This window comes from Nonomuraea sp. NPDC052265, assembly GCF_044547985.1.
Classification (GTDB): domain Bacteria; phylum Actinomycetota; class Actinomycetes; order Streptosporangiales; family Streptosporangiaceae; genus Nonomuraea.
On sequence record NZ_JBIUBJ010000014.1, the window covers coordinates 206955 to 229385 of the forward strand.

General features: G+C 72.5%; 28 protein-coding genes and 3 tRNA genes. 15 read left to right on the forward strand and 16 right to left on the reverse strand.

Going from position 1 to position 22431, the window contains the following annotated elements; all coding sequences use genetic code 11:
* The first annotated feature begins 1 nt into the window (after nt 1).
* Complete coding sequence (locus tag ACIHAD_RS33655) at nt 2-505, forward strand: DUF2087 domain-containing protein (RefSeq protein ID WP_397358726.1); 504 nt, start codon at nt 2-4, stop codon at nt 503-505.
* Nucleotides 506-511: 6 nt separating this feature from the next.
* Here ACIHAD_RS33655 and ACIHAD_RS33660 read toward each other — a convergent pair whose 3' ends face one another.
* Nucleotides 512-1396, reverse strand: coding sequence for a helix-turn-helix domain-containing protein (locus tag ACIHAD_RS33660; RefSeq protein ID WP_397358727.1), 885 nt, complete (start codon nt 1394-1396; stop codon nt 512-514).
* A 41-nt stretch (nt 1397-1437) separates the two neighbouring features.
* Here ACIHAD_RS33660 and ACIHAD_RS33665 point away from each other — a divergent pair, with 41 nt between their 5' ends.
* On the forward strand, nt 1438-2217 hold the full coding sequence (locus tag ACIHAD_RS33665; protein ID WP_397358728.1) for a phytanoyl-CoA dioxygenase family protein: 780 nt from the start codon (nt 1438-1440) through the stop codon (nt 2215-2217).
* A gap of 26 nt (nt 2218-2243) precedes the next feature.
* On the opposite strand, the gene dusB is transcribed toward ACIHAD_RS33665, so the two are convergent.
* On the reverse strand, nt 2244-3416 hold the full coding sequence (dusB, locus tag ACIHAD_RS33670) for a tRNA dihydrouridine synthase DusB (protein ID WP_397358729.1): 1173 nt from the start codon (nt 3414-3416) through the stop codon (nt 2244-2246).
* A 15-nt stretch (nt 3417-3431) separates the two neighbouring features.
* Between dusB and ACIHAD_RS33675 the strand changes: the two genes are divergently transcribed.
* The 6 genes from ACIHAD_RS33675 to ACIHAD_RS33700 all read left to right on the forward strand — a co-directional run bounded on the left by ACIHAD_RS33675 (nt 3432) and on the right by ACIHAD_RS33700 (nt 5978).
* Nucleotides 3432-4067 carry an ACT domain-containing protein gene (locus ACIHAD_RS33675; RefSeq protein ID WP_397358730.1) on the forward strand — a complete coding sequence of 212 codons (636 nt, stop codon included), beginning with the start codon at nt 3432-3434 and terminating at the stop codon, nt 4065-4067.
* A gap of 48 nt (nt 4068-4115) precedes the next feature.
* A tRNA-Gly gene (locus ACIHAD_RS33680) sits at nt 4116-4187 on the forward strand.
* A gap of 16 nt (nt 4188-4203) precedes the next feature.
* A tRNA-Cys gene (locus ACIHAD_RS33685) sits at nt 4204-4277 on the forward strand.
* Between the two features lies 1 nt (nt 4278).
* Nucleotides 4279-4353: transfer RNA gene (locus ACIHAD_RS33690), tRNA-Val, on the forward strand.
* 170 nt (nt 4354-4523) lie between these two features.
* Nucleotides 4524-5144: a maleylpyruvate isomerase N-terminal domain-containing protein gene (locus ACIHAD_RS33695; RefSeq protein WP_397358731.1), complete on the forward strand. Its 621-nt coding sequence runs from the start codon at nt 4524-4526 to the stop codon at nt 5142-5144.
* Nucleotides 5145-5231: 87 nt separating this feature from the next.
* On the forward strand, nt 5232-5978 hold the full coding sequence (locus ACIHAD_RS33700; protein ID WP_397358732.1) for a hypothetical protein: 747 nt from the start codon (nt 5232-5234) through the stop codon (nt 5976-5978).
* A 222-nt stretch (nt 5979-6200) separates the two neighbouring features.
* Here ACIHAD_RS33700 and ACIHAD_RS33705 read toward each other — a convergent pair whose 3' ends face one another.
* Together ACIHAD_RS33705 and ACIHAD_RS33710 are read right to left on the reverse strand one after the other, a co-directional pair.
* The gene (locus ACIHAD_RS33705) at nt 6201-6845 is read right to left on the reverse strand and encodes a phosphatase PAP2 family protein (protein ID WP_397358733.1); all 645 of its coding nucleotides are present in this window, start codon (nt 6843-6845) and stop codon (nt 6201-6203) included.
* A gap of 39 nt (nt 6846-6884) precedes the next feature.
* A complete protein-coding gene (locus ACIHAD_RS33710; protein ID WP_397358774.1) occupies nt 6885-7871 on the reverse strand; it encodes a LacI family DNA-binding transcriptional regulator in 987 nt (328 codons plus the stop codon).
* Nucleotides 7872-8062: 191 nt separating this feature from the next.
* Between ACIHAD_RS33710 and ACIHAD_RS33715 the strand changes: the two genes are divergently transcribed.
* From ACIHAD_RS33715 to ACIHAD_RS33730, 4 genes are all read left to right on the forward strand, one after another.
* Nucleotides 8063-8908 carry a sulfotransferase family protein gene (locus tag ACIHAD_RS33715; protein ID WP_397358734.1) on the forward strand — a complete coding sequence of 282 codons (846 nt, stop codon included), beginning with the start codon at nt 8063-8065 and terminating at the stop codon, nt 8906-8908.
* Nucleotides 8905-10083: a glycosyltransferase family 4 protein gene (locus ACIHAD_RS33720; protein ID WP_397358735.1), complete on the forward strand. Its 1179-nt coding sequence runs from the start codon at nt 8905-8907 to the stop codon at nt 10081-10083. The genes ACIHAD_RS33715 and ACIHAD_RS33720 overlap by 4 nt, the downstream gene beginning before the upstream one ends.
* 125 nt (nt 10084-10208) lie before the next feature.
* Nucleotides 10209-11117, forward strand: a complete 909-nt coding sequence (locus ACIHAD_RS33725; RefSeq protein WP_397358736.1) for a D-alanyl-D-alanine carboxypeptidase family protein — start codon at nt 10209-10211, stop codon at nt 11115-11117.
* An 89-nt stretch (nt 11118-11206) separates the two neighbouring features.
* Complete coding sequence (locus tag ACIHAD_RS33730) at nt 11207-12262, forward strand: oxidoreductase (protein ID WP_397358737.1); 1056 nt, start codon at nt 11207-11209, stop codon at nt 12260-12262.
* 37 nt (nt 12263-12299) lie between these two features.
* Here the strand turns inward: ACIHAD_RS33730 and ACIHAD_RS33735 are convergent, their stop codons facing one another.
* Nucleotides 12300-12929, reverse strand: a complete 630-nt coding sequence (locus ACIHAD_RS33735; protein ID WP_397358738.1) for an alpha-ketoglutarate-dependent dioxygenase AlkB — start codon at nt 12927-12929, stop codon at nt 12300-12302.
* Nucleotides 12930-13120: 191 nt separating this feature from the next.
* Here ACIHAD_RS33735 and ACIHAD_RS33740 point away from each other — a divergent pair, with 191 nt between their 5' ends.
* Nucleotides 13121-14572 carry an MFS transporter gene (locus ACIHAD_RS33740; protein WP_397358739.1) on the forward strand — a complete coding sequence of 484 codons (1452 nt, stop codon included), beginning with the start codon at nt 13121-13123 and terminating at the stop codon, nt 14570-14572.
* Nucleotides 14573-14627: 55 nt separating this feature from the next.
* Here ACIHAD_RS33740 and ACIHAD_RS33745 read toward each other — a convergent pair whose 3' ends face one another.
* From ACIHAD_RS33745 to ACIHAD_RS33770, 6 genes are all read right to left on the reverse strand, one after another.
* The gene (locus ACIHAD_RS33745; RefSeq protein WP_397358740.1) at nt 14628-15167 is read right to left on the reverse strand and encodes a CGNR zinc finger domain-containing protein; all 540 of its coding nucleotides are present in this window, start codon (nt 15165-15167) and stop codon (nt 14628-14630) included.
* A gap of 59 nt (nt 15168-15226) precedes the next feature.
* On the reverse strand, nt 15227-16183 hold the full coding sequence (locus ACIHAD_RS33750) for a hypothetical protein (RefSeq protein WP_397358741.1): 957 nt from the start codon (nt 16181-16183) through the stop codon (nt 15227-15229).
* A 5-nt stretch (nt 16184-16188) separates the two neighbouring features.
* A complete protein-coding gene (locus ACIHAD_RS33755; protein ID WP_397358743.1) occupies nt 16189-17145 on the reverse strand; it encodes a hypothetical protein in 957 nt (318 codons plus the stop codon).
* 73 nt (nt 17146-17218) lie between these two features.
* Nucleotides 17219-17581, reverse strand: coding sequence for a DUF2203 domain-containing protein (locus tag ACIHAD_RS33760; protein ID WP_397358744.1), 363 nt, complete (start codon nt 17579-17581; stop codon nt 17219-17221).
* A gap of 10 nt (nt 17582-17591) precedes the next feature.
* Complete coding sequence (locus tag ACIHAD_RS33765; protein WP_397358745.1) at nt 17592-17774, reverse strand: hypothetical protein; 183 nt, start codon at nt 17772-17774, stop codon at nt 17592-17594.
* Between the two features lie 305 nt (nt 17775-18079).
* Nucleotides 18080-18523, reverse strand: a complete 444-nt coding sequence (locus ACIHAD_RS33770) for a hypothetical protein (protein ID WP_397358746.1) — start codon at nt 18521-18523, stop codon at nt 18080-18082.
* Between the two features lie 215 nt (nt 18524-18738).
* Here ACIHAD_RS33770 and ACIHAD_RS33775 point away from each other — a divergent pair, with 215 nt between their 5' ends.
* On the forward strand, nt 18739-18909 hold the full coding sequence (locus ACIHAD_RS33775) for a hypothetical protein (protein WP_397358747.1): 171 nt from the start codon (nt 18739-18741) through the stop codon (nt 18907-18909).
* Nucleotides 18910-18937: 28 nt separating this feature from the next.
* Here the strand turns inward: ACIHAD_RS33775 and ACIHAD_RS33780 are convergent, their stop codons facing one another.
* Entirely contained in the window at nt 18938-19129 is a 192-nt protein-coding gene (locus tag ACIHAD_RS33780) for a peptidoglycan-binding protein (RefSeq protein ID WP_397358748.1), read from the reverse strand.
* Nucleotides 19126-19377 (reverse strand): hypothetical protein, encoded by a 252-nt coding sequence (locus ACIHAD_RS33785; protein WP_397358749.1) that lies wholly within the window; start codon nt 19375-19377, stop codon nt 19126-19128. Before ACIHAD_RS33785 ends, ACIHAD_RS33780 begins: the two co-directional genes overlap by 4 nt.
* 120 nt (nt 19378-19497) lie before the next feature.
* On the opposite strand from ACIHAD_RS33785, the gene ACIHAD_RS33790 reads away from it, so the two are divergent.
* Nucleotides 19498-20070: a nuclear transport factor 2 family protein gene (locus tag ACIHAD_RS33790; RefSeq protein ID WP_397358750.1), complete on the forward strand. Its 573-nt coding sequence runs from the start codon at nt 19498-19500 to the stop codon at nt 20068-20070.
* Here the strand turns inward: ACIHAD_RS33790 and ACIHAD_RS33795 are convergent.
* From ACIHAD_RS33795 to ACIHAD_RS33805, 3 genes are all read right to left on the reverse strand, one after another.
* A complete protein-coding gene (locus ACIHAD_RS33795) occupies nt 20018-20896 on the reverse strand; it encodes an alpha/beta fold hydrolase (RefSeq protein ID WP_397358751.1) in 879 nt (292 codons plus the stop codon). The genes ACIHAD_RS33790 and ACIHAD_RS33795 overlap by 53 nt on opposite strands.
* Before the next feature lie 104 nt (nt 20897-21000).
* Nucleotides 21001-21687, reverse strand: coding sequence for a DUF998 domain-containing protein (locus ACIHAD_RS33800; RefSeq protein ID WP_397358752.1), 687 nt, complete (start codon nt 21685-21687; stop codon nt 21001-21003).
* 56 nt (nt 21688-21743) lie between these two features.
* Nucleotides 21744-22289 (reverse strand): dihydrofolate reductase family protein, encoded by a 546-nt coding sequence (locus tag ACIHAD_RS33805; protein ID WP_397358753.1) that lies wholly within the window; start codon nt 22287-22289, stop codon nt 21744-21746.
* Between the last annotated feature and the right edge of the window lie 142 nt (nt 22290-22431).

The window sequence follows — 22431 nt, forward strand, 5'->3', positions numbered from 1 at the left end:
AATGGTAGGGGTGAGCGACGAAAACCTCAGACGCGTGCTCGGGCTGCTCTGTCAGGACGACACCCTGCGCGCACTCGCGTCCCTGGTGCTCGGTGACACCGGCGATCTGCCCCCGAAGGCGCTCGACCGCCTGGCCAGCGGCGGCCTGGCCGAGCGCGGCGACGACGGCAAGTGGCGGGCGCGGCCGGAGCGCTTCCGCGAGCTGCTGCGGGAGCAGGCCGAGCCCGCCGCGGAGTTGAGCGCCGAGGAGCGGGTACTGCGCACGTTCCTGGTCGACGGCCGGCTGACCACCATGGGCATGCGCCGCGACAAGCGGCTGGTCGTGCTGCGCTACATCTCGCGGGTGTTCGAGCCGGGCGTGCGCTACCCGGAGACCGACGTCAACGTGGCTCTGCGGGCCTTCCACGACGACTTCGCGGCGCTGCGCCGCTACCTGGTGGACGAGGAGCTGCTGTCCAGGGAGGGCAACGTCTACTGGCGCAGCGGCGGGCCGGTCGAGGTGTGAAACCGGTCAGGGGCGGCGCAGGCGGGCGCGGTAGTCGCGGGGCGGGAGGCCGTACTCGCGCCTGAAGGCGCGGCTGAAGTGGAACGGGCTGACGAAGCCCGAGGCGGCGGCCACCTGGCCGACGTCCAGGTCGGTCACCTCCAGCAGGCTCGCGGCGTGCCGCACCCGCGCCCTGCGGACGGCGCCCATCGGGGTCTGGCCGGTCTCGGCCGCGAACACGTGCGCGAACCTGGACGGCGACAGCGCCACGGCGCGGGCCAGCGAGGCGACCGAGTGCTGCGCGCCGGGCTCGGCGGCGATGAGGTCGAGCGCGCGGCGCACCCGTTCGTCGCCGTCCTCGGTCCCCCGCGCGGTCGTGGTCGAGGCCGTGGCCAGCACCAGCACCTCCTCCACCGCGCCGAGCACCAGCTCGCGGGCGGGGCTCGACATGACGACCGCCGGCGCGGGCGGGGACGGCGGCCCGGCGGGCGTGGCGCGGCCGGGGATCCAGCGGGCGTCCTGGAGTGCCCGGCCGAAGGCCCGGTCGACGCGTTCACGCACCTCGGCGGGCACGTCCTCGACCAGGTGGCAGCCGGTGGCCAGGGCGTACGGCGCGAGCCAGGCCGTCCAGGAGGGGCGCGGCTGGAAGTGCACCCACCAGAACCGCCACCTCCCCGCCCCCGGAGCGACCCTGTAACGCTGCGCCGAGCCCGGCCCGAGCACCGCCAGGTCCCCCTCCCGCACGGTGAACGCCGCCCCCGCCTGCTCGACGCGCCCCTCCCCCGCCTGGGTCCACATCAGCAGCCAGCTCGGCGAGCCATGGGGGCGGCGGGTGCCGTAGCCGGCGGGCTTGTCGTAGTGGCCCACGATCGTCAGCTCGGCAGCAGGAACGGACAGGTTCTCAGCGGTCACGGTCATACCGTCCCACGGGCCGGATCCCTACCGTGAAGGGCATGAGGCTGAACGACTTCCACGACCGGGGGTACGTGCTCGTCCCCGCGCTGCTGGCTCCGGAGGAGGTGGCCGAGCTGCGCGAGGAGTTCATGGCCCTGCACGCCGGGGGCCCGATCCCTGGACATTTCACACCCCTCCCCCAGGATCCGGGCGCTCCCTACGACGTCCTGCGCGACTACCCCCGGATCATGCACCCCCACCAGGTGAACGACGTCGCCCTGCGTTACCTGCTCGACGCCCGCTTCGCCGAGATCCTGCGCGAGCTGCTCGGCGAGGAGCCGATAGCAGCCCAGAGCATGTTCTACTTCAAGCCGCCGGGGGCGCGGGGGCAGGCGCTGCACCAGGACAACTTCTACCTGCGCGTCGAGCCGGGCACGTGCGTGGCCGCCTGGGTGGCGCTCGACCGCGTCGACCGCGCCAACGGCGGGCTGGAGGTGGTCCCCGGCACCCACCTGATGGACCTGTTCTGTCCCGAGGAGGCCGACCAGGACCTCTCCTTCACCCGCGACTACGTCCCGCCGCCCCCGGGCCTGGAACGAGTGCCCGTGGACATGCGGCCCGGCGACGTGCTCTTCTTCAACGGCAGCCTGGTGCACGGGTCGGAGCCCAACAGCACGGCCGACCGGTTCAGGCGCAGCTTCATCTGCCACTACACCGGCCGCTCGGCCGAGCGCATCTCGGCCTACTACGAGACGCTGACGATGGACGGCGAGCGCGTGCTCCTGGAGCCGTCGACCGGCGGCGGCCCCTGCGGCACCGAAGCCACCGGCCCCCACTGACCGCGCCTCCCCCTCTGGTGGGCCCGTCAGCCGCCGGATATGTCCGACTCAGCCTCGTCCGGGACCACGCTGTCCCACGGATCGTCGAGCCACCCGTCAGGCAGTTGCACCTTCTGACGCTCGCCCGACTTCCCCCGGGGCGTGTCGGTGTTCGGCGGCCACGGCTGGTCGTGGTCCAGCCTGGCCAGCCCCTCCCGGAGCCCGTCGAGCGACTCGGCCGTGGCCAGCTCCCGCCGCAGCGCGCTCCCGACCTCGAACCCCTTCAGATACCACCCGACGTGCTTGCGGAAGTCCGCGATCGCGTACCGCTCGATGTCGAAGCACTCGGTGAGGCCGGCCGCGTGGCGCTCCATCATCGCGGCCACCTCGCCGAGCGTCGGCCTGACCCGCTCGGGGCTGCCGTTGAAGGCGTTCTCCAGGTCCTTGAACAGCCACGGACGCCCGAGGCACCCGCGCCCGACCACCACGCCGTCGCAGCCGGTGCGCGCGACCATGCGCAACGCGTCGTCGGCGGACCAGATGTCGCCGTTGCCCAGCACCGGGATCTCCGGCACGGCCTCCTTCAGGCGCGCGATCGCCTCCCAGTCGGCCACGCCGCCGTAGTGCTGCCGCGCGGTCCGCGCGTGCAGCGCGATCGCCGCGACGCCCTCCTCGGCCGCGATGCGGCCCGCGTCGAGGTAGGTCAGGTGGTCGTCGTCGATGCCCTTGCGCATCTTCATCGTCACCGGCAGCGGCCCCGCGTTCGCCACCGCCGCCCGCAGGATCCGCCGCAGCAGGTTCCTCTTGTACGGCAGCGCCGACCCGCCCCCGCGCCTGGTCACCTTGGGCACCGGGCAGCCGAAGTTGAGGTCGACGTGGTCGGCGAGGTCCTCCTCGGCGATCATCCTGACCGCCCGGCCGACGATGTCGGGATCGACGCCGTAGAGCTGAAGGCTCCTGGGCCGCTCGGACTCGGCGAACCTGATCATCCTGAACGTCTTGGGATTGCGCTCGACCAGCGCCCGCGTCGTGATCATCTCGCACACGAACAGCCCGGCGCCCTGCTCCCGGCACAACACCCGGAACGCCGCGTTCGTGATGCCCGCCATGGGCGCGAGCACCACGGGCGGCCATACTCCAATCGGCCCAATCTTCACTCCGTCAGTTGTAGCGCAGCTCAGGCCGTGAGCGGTATTCGCCGATAGGCTGTGGACCGGCATCCCAGGGAGGGATCGATGCTTCTTCGCGTGCGCGTGGCGCTGCCCGACCGTCCGGGGTCTCTGGCCCAGGTCACCAAGGCCCTGGGCACGGCGGGGGCCGACATCACCCAGGTCACCGTCCTCGACCGGGGCGCCGGCACGGCGGTCGACGACATCACCGTCTTCTGCCCCGAGAGCACCCCGAGAGAGGTGCTGGTCAAGAGCCTGGAGAGCGTCGAGGACGTCCGCGTGGAGGGCGTCTGGACCACTCGCGAGACCGCCGGCACCTATCCCGAGCTGGAGATCCTCAAGTACATCACCACGGCCGGCGACCGCGCGCTGACCACGCTCGTCGACTCGCTGCCCGTGCTGTTCAGCGCCGACTGGGCCGCCACCGCCGCCGACCACGGCGTGGTCTACGCGAGCTGGCGCGCCCCGCAGGGCCTGGCCGTCCCGAGCCCGGCCCCGCCACGCCCGGCGGCTCTCACGCTGGACGGCGGCGTGCACGCCATCCACGCCCCGCTGCCGCCCCTCGCCCTCACCCTCCTGCTGGCCCGCTCGGAGGGCCCGGCCTTCCACCGCATCGAGGTCCACCGGCTCACCCGGATCCTGGAGATCTTCCTGAGCCTGCCGGCCACCGAACGCAGCGTCGCCCGCCAGCTCCGTCGATAGCGGGAGGCATCTGGTCCGAAAAGGCGCTAGAGTTAGGCACGCAACAGCGCGGAAGTGGCTCAGTGGTAGAGCATCACCTTGCCAAGGTGAGGGTCGCGGGTTCGAATCCCGTCTTCCGCTCGGAGTGGTTCGACTCGGTGGAGTGGCCGAGAGGCGAGGCAGCGGCCTGCAAAGCCGTCCACACGGGTTCAAATCCCGTCTCCACCTCCAAGGACGATTAGCTCAGCGGGAGAGCGCTTCCCTGACACGGAAGAGGTCACTGGTTCAATCCCAGTATCGTCCACCACACTCCAAGGCCAGACCCGGAACACCGGGTCTGGCCTTTGTGCTGTCAGGCCCCCGGCACCGTCGGCGGGGCGCACTCGACGGCGTGCCTGCGACAGCGCTGATCGATCACCGGCCGCCGCCCCCACCCGGGCGGTGGCGGCCGGGCGAGCCGGGGTAGGAGTCGTCCCCATGGACATCGAACGTGCCCGCACGGCCTTCGCCGCCGCCTATCGCGAGTTCACGGTCACGGTGAACGAGACGGACCTGCTCAGGCCCACCAGATGCGCCGGATGGGCCGGGGTGGACCTGCTCTTCCATGTGCTGTGCGACGCCCAGCGAGCCCTCGTCGCGTTCGCCACCCCCGTGGACGGGCCTCCCGACGTGGACCACGTCACCTATTGGAGCTCCTTCCAGCCCGCCGCCGAAGGCGCGGACGCCCACGCCTGGTGGGTACGCAGATCCGCCTCCGCCTTCACCCGGCCCTCCGGGGTGCTGCGCGTGTGGGCGGACACCGCCCCCGCCGCGGTGCGGGCGGCGCTAGCGGCCGACCCGGCCGGGTACGTCGCCACGCAGGGCCACGTGATCGCCGTCCCCGACTTCCTGGCGACCCTGGCCACCGAGGCCGCCGTCCACCATCTGGACCTCCAGGCCGAGCGTCCGCCGGCTCGGGAGGCGCTGGATCTGGCGGGCCAGACCCTCGACGGGCTTCTGGGCGCGGACCGCCCGTCCCACCTGGACCTGCCCGCGTACGTGCTCGAAGCCACCGGACGGGTCCCGTCCGCCGACGACCGGTTCCCGCTGCTGGGGTGATCGCCGTCCGGGGAGACGCGCGGTCTCCGCCCTTGTGTGAGGCGACCGTGCTCCCGCCGTGACCGGCGCGCGGCATGATCGCTGCTCGTGAGGAAGACGATGATCACCGCTCTGGCGGCCTGCGCCTGCGTTCTGACGGCGACCGCGCCCGCCCAGGCCGCCCCCAAGGATCCCGTACGTGCTCTCAAGGGCAAGCTCGCCACCGGGCACGGCGTGCGGTTCACCGAGACGACCATGCTCTCAGGCCCGAAGAAGGCCAAGATCCAGAGCCGCAAGGGGACGTTCCAGTTCGACGCCAAGGGCGTGGCGGCCTCCGACATCACCGCCACCTCCGTCGGCCGGCCCCGGGAGCGGACGATCAGCGTCGGCAAGGTCAGCTACACCTCGGGCGGCATGTGGGAGGAGCGCCTGCCGGAGGGCAAGTCCTGGCTCAAGGGCAACGGCCTGCTCGGCGGCGGCAGCGGCTTCTACGGGCAGGTGATCAACCCCGTCGAGCCCACCACGATGGCGGCCCTGGTCAAGAAGGGCAGGCTGCGCGGGAGCACGCTCACCGGGAAGATCACATTCAAGGAGCTGGAGAAGGTGTCGCGCTGGTTCGGGGCCTCGATCCCGCTGCGCATGCACGATGACACGAAGGTCTCGTACACGCTCACGCTGACCTCCGCCGGGCTGGTGAGCAGGGTCAGGTCGTCGTACGCGGCCACGGGGATCTTCGACACCGACCGGTTCGAGGGCGGGACGATCACGATCGACAGCCGCTTCACCGGGTGGGGCGCCAAGGTGTCCATCAAGGCGCCCGACTCCGGCACGGTGACCACCGACACCGGCGAGTGACCGCCCCCTCGCGCACGGGACGAACGGGCGCTCGTCACTTTCCCCGGTGGGTGCCGGTGTCCTGCTGCTGCTGGGCGAAGCCGACCGGAAGAAGCCGACCGGAAGAAGCCGGTCGGCAGGAAGACGGTGAACGGCATGGCCGTGCCGACGTGGGCGAGGGTGAGGCCGGTCGGCGTGGAGGTGAGCTCCTGCTGCGCGCTCTGGACGTGGGCCGCCCGCCGGTCAACTCCCTGCAGCTGCTGCGCTCGACGCTGATCGTCCGGGCCGGCAGCGGCCCCGCCTGACCTGCTCCGGCGCGGCGTACCCGGCCAGCGCGCGGCGCAGCCGGCGTCCGCAACCCCGGGCGCTCCAGCCCACCGCCGCCCCGACGGCGACCCCGGCGAGGACGTCGCCCGGGTAGTGGGCGCCCACGTACACGCGGGAGGCGGCCACCGCGGCGGCGAGCAGCGCGACCGGGGTGGCGACCGGCAGTGGCGCGTCCCTGGCGACCGCCACCGCGAAGGCGACCGCGGACGCGCTGTGCCCCGAGGGCAGCGAGGAGGACGCCGGCACCCGGCGGCGGCGGATCATCGGGATGAGGTCCGTCAGCGGGCGCGGTCTGCGGATCGCCTGCTTGACGACCATGCTGGTCAGCGGGCTGGCCAGCGAGATCGCCAGCAGCCCCCGCAGGCCCGCCCGCTGCAGCCGCGGCCGGCCCGTCATCATCAGGACACCCGCGACCAGCCCCCACAGGACCGAGTTGTCGGCGGCCGACGACAGGTGCGGCAGCAGGACGTCGAGCACGGGCAGGTCGGAGCGCGCGACCCGGTCGAAGGCCCGTTTGTCCCAGGCGTCGAGACGTTCGAGCAGCATCATCCAGCCGATCACCTCCGCGACGGCCCTACACCTGCCCGCCGATCATGCCGATCATGCCCGGGACGGCCTGACTCCCGTGCTCTCCCTGACCACGAGCTCGGGCTCGACCAGCCGCCGGGCCTCGGGCTCGTGCCCGGCCATGAAGTCGAGCAGCAGATGGAAGGCGTGCCTGCCGACCTCGCCGAAGTCCTGTCGCACGGTGGTCAGCGGGGGCCAGAAGTAGGCCGACTCGGGGATGTCGTCGAACCCGGCCACGCTGACGTCCTCGGGCACCCGCCGGCCGGCCTCGCGCAGCGCGCGCAGCACGCCGAGCGCCATCTGGTCGTTGGCCACGAACACGGCGGTGACGTCGGGGTTCTCGCCGAGGCGGCGGCCGAGCTGGTAGCCGGAGCGGGCGCTCCAGTCGCCGCGCAGCACCTCGGGCACCTCGCGGCCGGCGGCCTCCAGCACGCCGCGCCAGCCCTCGATGCGGCCGTTGGCGTCGAGCCAGTCGGCCGGGCCCGCGACGTGCCAGACCGTCTCGTGGCCGAGGCTGAGCAGGTGGCGGGTGACCCGCCTGGCCCCCGCCTGCTGGTCGACCTTGGCCACCGGCACGGGGATGTCGTCGCCGGCGTCGACGGCCACCACCGGCATCTCCGGCGGCAGGTGGCGCAGGCCGTCGGCGGCCGACTCGTGCGGCGCCACGATGATCACGCCGTCGACCGCCTGGGCGCGCAACCGCTGCACGCCCTCCTCCATCGACCTGCGGCTGAGCGAGGGCAGGCTGGCGATGCTGACGTTGTAGCCGGCGCGCCTGGCGGCCTGCTCGATGTAGTAGAGCGTGGAGGCCGGGCCGTAGAGGGTGGTGTCGATGCTGACCACGCCGAGCACGCCGGACCGGCCGGTGACGAGCTGGCGGGCGGCCTGGTTGGGCCGGTAGTCGAGCTCGCGCACCGCGGCCATGACCCGGGCCCTGGTCTCCGCGCGGACCCGGTCGGGCGCGTTGAGCACGCGCGAGACCGTCATGGCAGAGACCCCGGCGAGGACGGCCACGTCCATGAGCACCGCGGGCCTGTCGCCCTTCGCTTTCACCGCCGCTCACCTCCTGTCAGCGGTAACGCTAACAGGCCGGGGGCGGGATCGCGCGACCGCGCCGGGGCCGCGAACGGCCCCCGCGAGCCGCGGCGTGCCTGGTCGGCGGCTTGACGCTGCCAGGTAACTGCCAGGAACGGTAGGTAGTCTGCCTCGGCATGAACTGGCAGCGGCACGTCAACAAAGCGCTGGTCAGGTTCACCGGATTCCAGATCGAGCGAGTCGGGAACATGCCCTCTCCCCCGCCCGCTCCCGAGATCAGACCGCCCGCGGATCCGCTAACCGACCGGCTGCTCGATTCCCCCGTCTTCCTCCTGTCCCCCGTACGGTCCGGCTCCACGCTCCTGCGCGCGATCCTCAACGCCCACCCCGAGCTGCACGCCCCCCACGAGCTGCACGTACGCCGGCTGCGGGTGCAGTTCGACACCTCGCTGGCAGCCAAGGCGATGGCCGCGCTCGGGCACAACCAGGCCGACCTGGAACACCTGCTCTGGGACCGGGTGCTCCACCGCGAGCTGGTCCGCAGCGGCAAGCGGTACGTCGTGGACAAGACCCCCGCCAACGCCTTCGCCCACCAGCGCATCGCCGCCTGCTGGCCGGACGCCCGGTTCGTCTTCCTGCTGCGCCACCCGGCCTCCATCGCCACGTCCTGGCACGAGGCCAGTCCGGACAGGCGCACCCCGGAGGAGGCCGCGCTCGACGCCCTGCGGTACATGAAGGCCGTGCAGAAGGCCAGGGCCGCGCTGCCGGGGCTGACCGTCAGGTACGAGGAGCTGAGCGCCGAGCCCGAACGCGTCACCCGCGAGATCTGCGCGTTCCTCGGCCTGGAGTGGGAGCCGCGGATGCTCTCCTACGGCGAGCAGCGGGTGCTGGAGAAGGGGCTCGGCGACTGGCGGGACAAGATCAGGACGGGGAGCGTCCAGCCCGCCCGCGAGCTGCCCTCCCCCGACCTGATCCCCGAACCCCTCAAGCCCATCTCCCGGACCTGGGGGTACCTCGCGTGAAGATCCGCTACCTGATGCTGCACGCCTACGGCATGGGCGGCACGATCCGCACCGTGGTCAACCAGGCGAACGCGATGGCCGCGGCCGGGCACGACGTCGAGCTGGTCAGCCTGGTACGGCGGCGCGAGGCCCCACAGTTCGCGATCGCCCCCCGCATCACCGTCACCACGCTGGTGGACCAGCGCGACGGCAGACGCCCCGACTCCGTCGGCCGCAAGGCGTGGCGGCGGATCCGCGGCAAGATCGTGCCGCGCGGCGAGTTCGCCGCCGACTACTTCACCGAGCGGGTGGAACGCGCCGCGATGGACTACGTCTCCGGCCTGTCCGGCGGCATCCTGGTGACGACCAGGCCCGCGCTGAACCTGATCTCCGCCCGCCGCACCCCCGCCGACGTCGTCAGGGTCGCGCAGGAGCACATGAACCTGTCGGCCTATCCCGACACGATCCGCAGGGAGATCGCCCGCCATTACGGCAGGTTCGCCGCGGTGACCGTGCTGACCAGGACCAACCAGCTCGAATACCAGCGGCTGCTGCCGGACACGCCGGTCACGGTGATCCCGAACGCCGTCCACCGGGTGGAGCAGGAGCGGTCCCGGCAGGTCAACCCGGTCGTGGTGGCGGCCGGGCGGCTGGTGCCGCAGAAGGGGTTCGACCTGCTCATCGAGGCGTTCGCGCAGGTCGTACGGGTGCATCCGGAGTGGCGGCTGCGCGTGTTCGGCACCGGGCCGCGCCGCAGCCAGCTCAGCGGGCTGGTCGCGCAGCACGGGCTGGCCGATCACGTGACGCTGCCCGGCCGTACCGAGCGGCTGGAGAAGGAGCTGGCCGAGGCGTCGGTGTACGCGCTCAGCTCCCGGTTCGAGGGCCTGCCCATGGTCATGATCGAGGCGATGACGCACGCGCTGCCCGTGGTCGCCTTCGACTGCCCGACCGGGCCGCGGGACGTGCTGACCGACGGCGTGGACGGCGTCCTGGTGCCGCCCAGGGACGTGGACGAGCTGGCCGCGGCGCTGATCCGGGTGATCGGCGACCGGGAGCTGCGGGTGCGGATGGGGGAGGCGGCGGCGGCGACGTCGCGGGCGTACGGGCCCGACGTGGTGATGCCGATGTGGGAGGAGCTGTTCACCGGGCTGGCGCGGGGGAACCGGCCGGCGGACACCTTCTGGACGGGCCGCTGAGGTCTCCTTGGCCGAAAGATCTACCTGTCGGATCCCGCGGTCGTGGCGGGGTTTCTAACGATTGCGTCACAGTTTTTACCGCAAATCGTTAAAAGCATGCCAAACCGGGCGGCAGCCTGGAGTGCATGCGTAACCGGAAAGCTCGACTCACCGCGTTCGCAGGCGCCTTGGCCCTGGTCACGGGGTTCGGCGTGCCCGCCTACGCCCAGACCGCCGCGGCCCCCACCCACGCCCAGACCACCGCGGCCCCCTCCTCCATGGTCGCCGACGCGGGAGCCCCCGCCGTGTACGGCCGTGCCGCCTACCTGATGGACGCCAGGTCCGGCGCCGCCCTGTTCGGCAAGGCCGCCGACACCCGCATGCCGATCGCCAGCCTCACCAAGACGATGACGGCGTACGTCGTGCTGCGGTCCGCCAAGCCCACCGACCTGGTGGAGATCGCCCCCCAGGACGCGCGGTACGCCGAGGACGGCGGCGGCACCACCGCCGACCTGCGGCCGGGCGACCGGCTCCCGGTGGGCGAGCTGCTGTACGCGCTCATGCTGCCCTCGGGCGCCGACGCCGCCCACGCGCTGGCCCGGACGTACGGACCCGGCGTGCCGGGGTTCGTCGCCAAGATGAACGCCACCGCCCGCTCGCTCGGCATGAACGACACCCATTACGTCAACGCCGACGGCCTGCCCACTCCGGCCGGCGACGGCTGGTCCACGGCCCGCGACCAGGCCGTACTGGCCGCCAAGGCGCTCCAGGTGCCGCTGATCGAGGGGGTGGCCGGGACCCGCTACCACGAGGTGGCCGCGACCGACGAGCACGGCGCGTACGGCTGGCGCAACACCAACCGCCTGCTCGCCGAGCCGGGAGCGATCGGGCTGAAGACGGGGTTCACCCGGGCGGCGGGGTACAGCCTGGCGTTCGCCGGCGAGCGGGACGGACGCCGTTTGGTGGGCGTGATCCTGGGCGAGTCGATCTCCAGCCGCCGCTTCGACACCGCCCAGGCCCTCCTGTCCTGGGCCCCCACCCGCGCCTCCGCCTAGCCGGGGGCGCGCGTCCGGCTCGGCCCCTGCCCGCGGCCCCGGTGTCCGCATGATGGACGCTCGTGATCTCTTGGGTTAGTTTGCCCGACATGAACGTTCGCATCGCGATGAGCGTGCTGTCCGCGGCGCTCGTGCTCGCCGCCCCGCTCCCCGCCCACGCGGCCACCCCCGGGCTCGGCTGGGAGCTGAAGGAGACCGGCGTGACCGCCCGCTTCCGCGGCCTCGCGCCCGTGAGCAGGGACGTGGTGTGGGCCGCCGGGACCGGCGGAACCGTCCTGCGCACCGTGGACGGCGGCCGCACCTGGCAGAACGTCTCCCCACCCGGCACCGAGGCCCTCCAGTTCCGCGACGTGGAGGCGTTCGACGCCCGCCGCGCCCTGGTCCTGTCGATCGGCACCGGCACGGACGGCCGCGTCTACCGCACCGAGGACGGCGGCCGCACCTGGACCGAGTCCTTCAGGAACGACGAGCCGAACGCCTTCTACGACTGCATGGCCTTCTTCGACCGCCGCCACGGCCTGGCCATGAGCGACCCGGTGGACGGCAGGTTCCGCGTCCTGGCCACCGATGACGGCGGGCGGAGCTGGCAGGTGCTGCCCGCGTCCGGCATGCCGGAGGCGCTGCCCGGCGAGGCCGGGTTCGCGGCGAGCGGGCAGTGCCTGGTGACCGCGGGCGGGCGCGACGCGTGGATCGCCACCGGCGGCGGCGATCGGTCGCGCGTGTTCCATTCGGCCGACCGCGGACGTACGTGGACCGTCGCCGACACCCCCGTCCCGGCCGCCGACCCCGCGAAGGGCGTCTTCGCGCTGGCCTTCCGCGACCGGCACCGCGGGATCGCGGTCGGCGGCGACTACCAGCCCGGCCTCCCCTCCCCGAACGCCGCCGCGGTCACCAGGGACGGCGGCGCCACCTGGCAGACCGCCACGACACCGCCGCCCGCGTACCGGTCGGGGGTGACGTGGCTGCCGCACCTGCCGTTCGCGGCCGTCGCCGTCGGGCCCACGGGGAGCGACGTGACGTACTCGGGCGGGGCCCGCTGGGAGACCTTCGACGGCGGCTCGTTCGACACGGTCCCCTGCACCCCGGACCTGTCCTGCTGGGCCTCCGGCGAACAGGGCCGCATAGCCCGCCTCCGCCTCCGCTGACTCAGGGGGCGCAGGTCGGGGGCCCTGAGGGCGGGGGTCAGCGGACGCCGCGGGGCCTGAACTGGATGCTGATGCGCGGCCCCGCGGGCCGGGCGGTCTTGGGGATCGCGTGTTCCCACGTCCGCTGGCAGCTCCCGCCCATGACGATCAGGTCGCCGTGCCCGAGGTCGCGGCGGATCGACGGCCCGCCGCCGCGCGGACGCAACAGCAGCGGACGCGGGCTGCCCACCGAGACGATCGCGACCATGGTGTCCTCGCTGCCGCCCCGGCCGATGGTGTCGCCGTGCCAGGCCACGCTGTCGCGGCCGTCGCGGTAGAAGCACAGGCCCGCCGTGCGGAAGGGCTCGCCCAGCTCCTCGCCGTAGTGGTCGTCGAGCGCCGCTCTGGCCTCGTCGAGGACGGGGGCGGGCAGCGTCTCCCCTTCGTCGTAGAACTTCAGCAGGCGCGGGACGTCGAGGACCCGGTCGTACATGCGGCGCCGCTCCGCGCGCCACGGCACCGTCTCGGCCAGCCGCGTGAACAACGTGTCGGCCCCGGTCAGCCAGCCGGGCCGCAGGTCGATCCAGGCCCCGTGGTCGAGGGACGTCCTGCGGACCGTGGCGCCCAGCCGCCCGACGCCGAGCTCCTCGTCGAGACCCAGCAGAGATGCTTGGAACGCGGCGTTCATGAGGTCGAGTCTATGCCATCTATCAAACACATATTCGACTTGGGGGCATGGAGGTGCCCGGCCTGCGCGGCACGCAGTCCGTACAGGCCGGGCAGGTCGCCGCCGACGGACGCGAGGCCCGCGCGGGACGATCACCCGGGGTCCTTCCCACCCGAACCGGCCCCTAACGCTCATCCTGTAACGTCTTGTGGATGTTATCGCGTTACATGGCGGGTGTGGTCGCGGCCCGGACCGGCGACGAGATGTCCGGGCCCGCCCTCCTGGTCGCCGGGCTCGCCGCCACCGGCTCTCCGCTGCTCGGGGCGTCGCTGCTGGCCGGGCTGACCGTCTCGGCGGCCGTCGGCGGGCCGCTGCTCGGCGTGCTGCTGGACCGTGCGCGCCGTCCTGGCCGGTTGCTCGCGTGGTGCCTGCTCGGGTACGCGACCGGCCTGCTGCTGGTGGCGGCCGGTGTCGGCCGGGTGCCCGGGACGGCCCTGGTCGCCCTGGCCATGGTGACCGGGCTGGCGGGCCCCGCGCTGACCGGCGGCTGGACGGGACAGCTCTCCCTCGTCTCGGGCCCCGACCGGCGACGGCTGGCACGGGCCACCGCGCTCGACGCCATGACGTACAACGTGGCGGGGCTGGCCGGGCCGGCGGCGGTCGGCGTGGTGGCGGCGGCCACGTCCGGTGGGACGGCGGTCCTCGTCTCCGTGGCCCTCCTCCTCGCCGCCCTGCCCGCCGCCTGGAGCCTGCCCGCCCGCGACCGCCCCCCGCCCGCTCCACGGCCCGCGGATGCCCCCGGCACACGAACCACGACACCGCCCTCCCACCGCCCCCACCTGCCCGCCGAGCAGCGGCACCGCTCCTGGCCGACGCGGGAACGGCGAGATGTACGGGCGGCCACCGCCGAGGTAGGGGCAGGGGTCAAGGCGGCCGGAGTCAGAGGCTTCGTCGGCGAGGTGATGGCTGGGGTCAGGGCTGCCGTGGGTGAGGTGGTGGCCGGGGTCAGGGGCGTCATGGGTGAGGTGGTGGCCGGGGTCAGGGTGGTTCTCGGGAACCCGGTGCTGTGGCGGGCCACTGCCGGATCGATGGTCTCCTGCGCCGGGACGGGCATGTTCGTGGTGTCGGCGCCGGTGCTGGGCCTGGAGCTCTCGGGCGACAGCGGCCGGGGGACGCTGCTGCTGGCCGTCACGGCGGCGGCCGGACTGGCCGTGAACGGCCTCCTGGCCTGGCGAGGAGGCCGTTCACGGCGGCGGACGGCGACCCCGGCGTGGGACGTGACGCTGGTGTGGGCCACCGCACTGGTCGGCGTGGGCATGGCGGTGGCGGCCGTCGCGGGACTCGTGGGAACGTCCGCGGAAGGGACGTCCGCGGCCGGAGCGTCCGTGGCGGCGGCGTACTGGGTGGCGGTGGCGGCGGCGGGGTTGGTGGGCGCGGGCGAGGGGCCGCAGTTGACGGCGCTGTTCGCGGTGCGGCAGCGGGAGGCCCCCGAAGGGCTGCGGAGTCAGGTGTTCACGACCGGCGCCAGCCTCAAGATCACGTCGTTCGCCGTCGGCTCGGCGCTGGCCGGGCCGTTGAGCGCCCACTCGGCCGCCACGGCCCTTCTGGCGGGCGCGGCGTCGCAGCTCGTGGCCGTCTGCGTACTCACCCGCCGCCGCACCTGACGGCCGCCGGCCGCCGGCCAAGGAGAGGAGCAGGCGGAAGCGCGGTGGTTGAGGGTCAGGGGGTGGTCGGGGGACGGGAGCGGTGGGCGGCGACGCGGGCGCGGGTGGCGCAGCGGGTGCCGCAGTAGCGGCGTGGGCTGCCGCCGCCCAGGTCGAGGTACGGCCGCCCGCACCCCGTCGCCGCGCACAACCCGCCCGGAACGCGCTGGTGATCGGCCAGCAGCACGGCCAGGGCCATCGCCGAGGAGGCCAGGAACCACTCGGCCCACGGCGCGTCGTCGCCGCTGTCGACGTGGAGGTGCCAGGACGTCGTGCCCCGGTGGCTGGTCAACCTGGGCGGCCGGGCGGCCTCGGACAGCAGCCGGTTGAGCAGGGCCGCCGCCTCCCCGGCGTCGCGGGCCCCGAGCACGTCGCGCAGCCGGGCCGCCACCGCGCGCATCGCGGCCACGTCGGAGTCGTCGAGGCGCAGGTCGCCGTGCTCGCCATGGCGGCGCAGGACGTCCGCCACCGAGGCGGCCGTCGGCTGTTCGTGCAGCAGCTCCGTGCACAGCTCGACGGCTCTGACGGCCATCGCCCTGGTCGAGTGAACCTCCACGCGCCAAGCGTATCCACGGCGGGGCTCCCCCTGCCCGCGCCGTGGATCACGAGCCCGCGTCAGCCGCCGCAGGCGGCGAAGACGAAGCTGTCCTTGAGCACGGTGTACCGGTCCCTGACCCGTACGGCGCCCGTCCCGGTGTCGATCTGGACGATCGTCATCCGGGACGACCCGGACACCAGGTGCAGCGTGACCTGCGTGTCGCCGGTCCAGTCGATCATGCTGATCTCACCGTCCGGAAGCTTGATCTTCTTGCGTCCGGTGACCTCGTCGGCGGCGAGGTCGTAGGTGAGCAGCTCGGTCTTCTTCCCGCGGATCACGACGGCCGCCGTGTGCCCGTCGCCGGCCAGCGCCTGCGGGCCGTTCGCGGCCACGACCTGCGGCGGCGTGACGCGGACGAGCTGCTCGCCCGTCTCGTCGCGGACGACCAGGTCGGTGACGGAGTCGTCGGAGTCGATCGTGGACAGCACCTCGTCGCCGTCGCCGCTGAAGCCCAGGAGGGTCTCGTCGGCGGGCACGGTGCCGAGCAGGGCGCCGGTGGCGGTGTCGAAGATCCTGGCGTCGGCGGGCTTGTCGCTCTGGACCACGGCGGCCAGCCGCGCGCCGTCGTCGGACAGCTGCAGCGTCACCTCGTTCTGGGCGACCCGCGGCAGCGCGTCCTTGGGCAGCAGGGTGAGGCCGCCGCCGAGGACGCGTACGGCCGGCCGCCCGGCCTTGGTGAAGTACGCCACGCGCTGCCCGTCGCCGCTGACCGCGATCGGCGCCGGCGAGGTGACGATGGGCCTGCGCCTGGCGTCGAGCGCCACGACCTGGGCGTCGGGCAGCGTCATGCGCCCGCCGTCGTGCATGACGAGCCGCCACTGCCCGCAGGGCCGGGAGGCGCCGTCCTTGTCCGGGCAGCCCTTGACGGAGGCGTACCGGATGCTGTCGTGACCGTGGTGCGGCGCCGCCTGGGCGGCGGCCGGCACGGCGGCGAGGGTGAGCAGGGCGGCGGTCAGCAAAGGGACGATTCTCATGATGGTCATTCCCCCGGGAACACGATGGTGTGGGAGTCGGGGCCCACCTTGTAGGTGTCCGTACGGCGGGCCTGGCCGGAAGCGGGGTCGACGGTGAGCACCCGTACCACCGTCGACTTCGTGGTGCCGCTGTCGTAGGAGTAGGCGACGAGCGTCCCGTCAGGGGTCCAGCGGGCGTGGTCGGGCGGGGTCTCGCCGGTGAGGGGGAGGTTCACGCCGTCGGAGAGCCGCGCGGTCTCCAGGTCGTACGTGCGCATCCGGGGCGGGCCCCCGCGCCCGGCGTCGCCGGAGCTGAACGCGGCGACGGTGTGCCCGTCGGAGGACAGCGTGACGGCGACGGCGTTGGCGACGAACTGGGGGGCCGGGCTCCTGAGCGTGCCGCCGTCGAGCCCGTAGGAGTAGAGCCATTTGGTGCCGTCGCTCAGGTCGCGGGTGGTCAGCACCTCGTCCCCGTCGCCGCTGAAGCCGGCCGGATCGCCCTTGACGGTCAGGCCGGTGATCCTGCCGGTGGCCAGGGTGAGCACCTTGACCCGGCCACGGCCCCCGACGAGGACCCGGTCGCCCGCCGGTGACAGGTGGAGGGCGTCGTCCTGGGCGCCGGGCCGGAAGGACCTGGGCAGCTCCCTGACCGGGCCGCCGGCCGCCGCCCGTAGGACCAGGCGGTGGTCGCGGGCCCGCTGGTAGGCGATCGTCCGGCCGTCGCCGCTGAGGGCGAACAGGGACGTCGCGCGGTCCTTGGCGCGGACGGCGGAGTCGCCCACGGTGACCTTGCGGCCGTCACGTAAGAGCAGGTGCCAGGGACCGCACGGGGACGTCCCCTCGACGGGGAGTTCGCAGGCGGTGACCCAGGCCGCACGGGCCTGCGGCGGCCCGGTGCGCGCGGACGCGGCGGCGGCCGGGAGCGCCGGCCCGCCGATGACGGCCGACGCGAGGAGCGCGACGGCCGCTGAGGAATGCCTCATGGATGGTGATCCTTTCGCTCACCTGGTTAGACCCGTGGGCACGGTGGCGAGTTGGTCACATGTAGGCCACGCTTCAGGGCAGCGGACGGCGCCCCGCGAAGCCCAGATCCGTACGGTGGTACCAGGCGAGCCCGGGCTCCCCCTCGATCCAGCACAGCCGCACCGACGCCCCGTCGAGCACCGAGGGGAAGTCGATCAGCAGCGGCGCGATGCCCTTGACCTCGATCCCCTGATCGCTCCAGCCGGTCAGCGTCTCCTGGATGCGCGCCTCGATCGCCTTGATCTCGGGCAGCCCGCCGAGCTGCGACCGGCCGGCGGCCTCCCGGTCGAAGGCGATCTCGGCCAGGTCGGCGCGGCCCGCGACGATCTCCCGCGCCTCGGCGATGATGCCGGGCAGCAGGGCGCGCGCCGCGTCCAGGGTGAAGATCCGGTCCATGCCGGAAACGCTACCCGTTCGGCAGGTAGGCGTGGATGAGAAGCCGCTCGGCCTCGTCGAAGTAGTCGTCGAGGTAGGCCGCCGCCTCCTCGGAGCGGCCGGCCTCCAGCAGGGCGAGCACGACCGGCAGAGCGCCGGCCAGGCCCGCGTACACCACGGCGAGCACGTGCACGCAGGCCGTGCAGACATCCACGCCGAGCGGGTTGGGCACCCACGCGCAGCCGCCCTGACAGGCGGCGTTCTCCGTGCAGCCGCACAGGCGGCAGGCGGCAGTCGGGCGGCCCCCACCGCAGGCGGTCGCAGGCGCGGCGGGCCTGGGAGTGGGTGACGTTCCATTTGTCGCTCACGCCGATGATGCCGATGAGGCGAACCGTGTTGATGTCGATGTCGGCGCTGATGTCCATGTTCCTCCCTTCCTTGTACCGGGGTGACGGTCGAGTTTCAGAGGACCCCTTCGGGTGCAAGCCGCCCATGTGGATCATGGGTGGCTATGCGGGCTCATTCCGCCTTGGGGTACGGGATGAAGCCCGGTCGCTGTGACTGCGGGGGCAGTCTGGCGAGGCTGAACTTGCGTCCTGTGAGGCGCGCGAATTCCTCCCAGGGTGGCGCCCACCATACGGGCGTTTTGCCGATGCGGTCGTAGGGCTCAGGGGTCTTGACGTCCTGACGGCCTCGAGCCTGCATCGTCTCCACAGTGCGGACGGAGACGTTGAAGCAGAGCGCGAGTTCCTTGTTGCCCAGCAGCGGCGGCAGGGCGTCGCGATCGATCCGCGTGAGGTCGACCTGTCCGGCTTCCGGGCCGAAGCGGTCGGCGAGCCAGACGTCGGCGCCGGTGGCGATCCAGTCCGGCGGACCCCACTTGCCCCGCCGTTTGTCGCTGTACGCCTTGGGGCGGGTGATGCCCCACAGGTCGATCACGCCGTCGACGCCGATGAGCCGCACGGTGCCGATGTCGATGTCGGTGCTGATGGCGATGTCGCTCCACCTCCTTCCGAGGCTCGTGTTGATGTTGCGAGATGAACACTACACAGGTGGCCGGCCCACTGCAAGATGAGTACTACACCTGCGGGATGACGCTGTCGCCCCCGGCGGCGCCGCGTATGCTCTCCTCGACCGCTTGCTTGGGGCGAGCGGCGCGCCCTTTCACGGAGTGCGGTGTGAAGCGCCCGGCGCGCGAGCCGGGCGCTTCACGTTTCCCCACCTGGCCGCTGCCCGCCAGCGCCTGGGTCCGGGAGCAGGTCGCGGCGAACCCGGCCGTGACGGGGTCGCCGACACCTCCGGCCACGATGGACACCAGAACCGACACCATGGCCGAGGCCGAGGCCTGACGCCGCGGCGCCTCCCTCCGGCGCCGGTCTACGTGGTCGGCGCGGTCCACGCCGCCTCCCAGGTCCCCCTGTTCACCCGCCCGCTGACCGGGAGGCCCTTCTCCCGCTGGAACGCGGCCGCCACCGCTTGGGAGGCGGCCCCGAAGACTCCGTCGACGGCGATCTGCCAGCCTCGACGCGCCATCTGGGCCTGCCAGGTGCGGACGTCCTGCCCCGTCATGTACGGGGGTAGTGCAGCACCCGGTGGAACGGGGGCGGCGCCGGCGGCTTCTGGCCGGGCCGCAGGTGACCGCGCTGGACCCACCCGTACAGCCACTCCGCTGGGCAGTCGGTGTCGTAACCGTCCCGGTGGCCCTTCACCTCCCGGCCCGCGCCTTCCTGGCGCAGCCATTCGATGGCGTCGACCAGGCCGTTCAGCATCCCCGCCGGAGGGACGACCAGGCCGCTGGCCCCGACGAGCGCGCACACCGCTGTTGAAGGTCCGGGAGAAAGGGTTCGGGCGAGGCGGCAACTCCGCCCTTGTCGGCTCGCTAACGCCACTGGCCGTTCCGTTGTCGATCAAGCCCCGACGATCTCATAGCAGGACAAATGCACCCGATCGGCACGCAGGCGCTGTCGGCCTTCGATACAGCGGCCATCGTTGGTGAGTTGAAGGACCGGCAAGAGGTGATTGACGCGCTGCATCGGTTCGGCCTGGGGCTGGACCCGCAGGACAGGGAACTGCTGGCATCGGCACTCGCCGCCGACGCTGGGCTGGATTACCGCTCGGTGGCGGCCATGTGGGGGGCTGACCATCCTCTGATGGTCGGCCGTCACACAATCGTGAACCTGCTCCTGAGCACGTTCGCCGGCCGGGTCGACACCACCCACACGGTCACCAACCCCCGCGCTCAGGTGGACGGCGACACCGCCCGGCTCGCCGCACTGGTACAGGTCCACCACCTGCTCAAGGTCGACCGCGACCAGCACGCTCTGCTCACCAACCGCTACACCGTCGACCTGACACGAGAGGGAGCACACTGGGTCATGCACCGCATCCACATCGACACCGCCTGGTACACCGGCGACCCCGCCGCCATCTTCTCCCGATGGAAACGACCACCCGCCGTCAACGAAGCGGTGTTCGTGGCGCGGTTGTTACCGACACCCCGATTCGGGTGAAGGTGTCGTGGACGATCTCGGCGCTGGCGACGGCGTCGGTGGCCAGGCCTTGGTGGTCGCCCGGGAATTCGATCGCCTTGGTGTCGAGGCGATCGGCGAGCGCCAGAGCGGACTGGAGGGGGACGCCCGCCGGCGAGACAGCTCCGACGCCGACGGCGATCGGCGTGGGGCCGGAGCGCAGCACGGCGATGTCGGGCTCGAAGCGCAGCACCGGCAGCAGCACGTGAGCCAGGAAGTAGTCCAGGTTGCCCTGGATCCGGCCCATCATCTCCAACGCCTCAGGGGGCATCCGAGAGAAGTCGGGCACCGCTGGAGGAGCGCCACCATCCCCCTCGATGGTGGCGATGAACTTCTGCATCGCGGCCCCGGAACCCTGGCTGCGATAGATGTCGTGAACCTCTTGGAACCTCGCCCGCCAATGCTCACGGTCGGCCAAGAGTTCCGGGATCGGCGGTTCGTGCGCGATCAGGGCCCGTACCTGCTCGGGGTGACGCGCCGCCAGGTCGAGGGCGGTGAGCGCGCCGCCGCTGTTGCCCAGCACGTAGGCGGGTTCGCCGCCCAGGGCTGTGAGCAGGCGGTGCGCGTCCTGGCTGAAGGCCGCGACGCTCTGGTCCTCGGGCGGGCCTGCCAAGGTGCTGCGCGACAGCCCGCGCTGGTCGTAGCTGACGACGGTGTAGCGGTCGGTCAATTGCGCGGCCAGGCCGGCCAGTGCCCCGGCGTCGGCGGGCGCGCCCGGGATCATCAGCAGCAGCGGCCCCGACCCGCCGATCTCGTAGTGCAGTCGTGCTCCGGGAACCTGGAGCGTCTTGGTCTCAGTGCTGTGCATCGGTGTTTCCGTTCTCGTGAAGTCGGTGGATTCAGGCCGGCTGACAGGTCGCCGGCTGGGCATCTGGTGGAGGTTCGGCCGCTCAGCGGCCGAGGGTTCGGCGGTCACCGTCCGGTCGGCGGTGTGGTGGCGAGCCGGATGGTCGTCGCGGTGAGCCACACCTGGCCCAGCGCCGCCCCGGTGAAGAAGACCAGGACGCTTGCGGCGGAGCCGGCGAACCCGGCCACGACGACCACCGGAACGATGCGGGAGGCCATCGCCCAGCCACGCCAGCCCTGGGCGGAGAAGCGCCGGGCCAGCACGATGAACGCCGCGCACAGCGCCAGGTAGCCGATCATGCCGACGACCATGTGGATGGCGCCGTTCGTGCTGAGTGAGGCGGTCGCGCCTTCGGGGGCGCCGACGGGGAAGCCGGCACCGGGATCGGCGGCGAACGCCGCGCTGGCCAGGATCGCGGTGCCGAACACGGCGATCAGCCGGGGAGCCCAGGTGCCGCCCGGCCCACCGTGCAGTGTGCGTCGCATCCCGATCGCGCCGGCGATGATCAGTGTTCCGGCGATCACGAAGTTGGTCACCTGGATCCAGCCCAGGTCTCCGAGGCTGAGCTGGCTGATGGCGTTGCGGGTGAAGTCGAAGCCTTCGCGGGTCAGGCCCTGGATCACACCCACCGCCAAAAACAGCGGGCCCGCGGCGATACCGCAGCTCAGCAGGAGTTGGGGCGCCGGACGGGCGGCGTGCGGGGGACGGGCCGGGACGGTCGGGGTGGTGGGGGCGCTGACGGTGTGCGTCATGGGATCTTCCTCGTTCTGTGTTGGGGGATGGTTTGCCGGTGATGCGGTCTGCGGCGTCAGGCCGGCTGGTAGGTCAGGTCCATCACGCCGGTGGTGAAGGTGGCCGACCGGGTGAGCTTGAGGGGAACCACCCCGGTGCCCTCGGGGAAGAGCCGCTGGCCGGCGCCGAGCACGATGGGGTGCACCAGCAGCCGCAGGCGGTCGATGAGCCCGGCCTCCAGCAACGCCCGGGTCAGGTTGATGCTGCCCGACAGGTTGATGCACTTGCCCGGCCGCTGCTTGAGCTCGGTCAGGGCGGCGATGACGTCGCCGTCGATCAGGGTCGAGTTCTGCCAGTCGGTCTTGGCCAGGGTGGTGGAGGCGACCAGCTTGCGGATGCCGTTGATCTGGTCGGCCAGCTCACCGGTCTGGTGCGGCCAGACCGCGGCGAACGCCTCGTAGGTGACCCGGCCCATCACCAGGGTGTCGGCCTCGGTGTGCATCTGGCCGATGGCCGCGCCCATCTCCGGATTCAGGTAGGGGAAGTGCCACTTCTCCGGCGCTTCCACCACCCCGTCCAGCGAGATGAACAGCCCGGCCACGATCTCGCGCGCAGCGCTCATTGAGAACTCCTTGCAAAGTGGGGTCGCGTTCTCTCCCCCGCCCGCAAGGCTCTTGCCGGTCACCGGGGGAGGTGTGATCAACGATGCATCGCGGCACCAGAGCGGATCAACGCGAAATAGCACTACGATCGTTTAGTTGAAC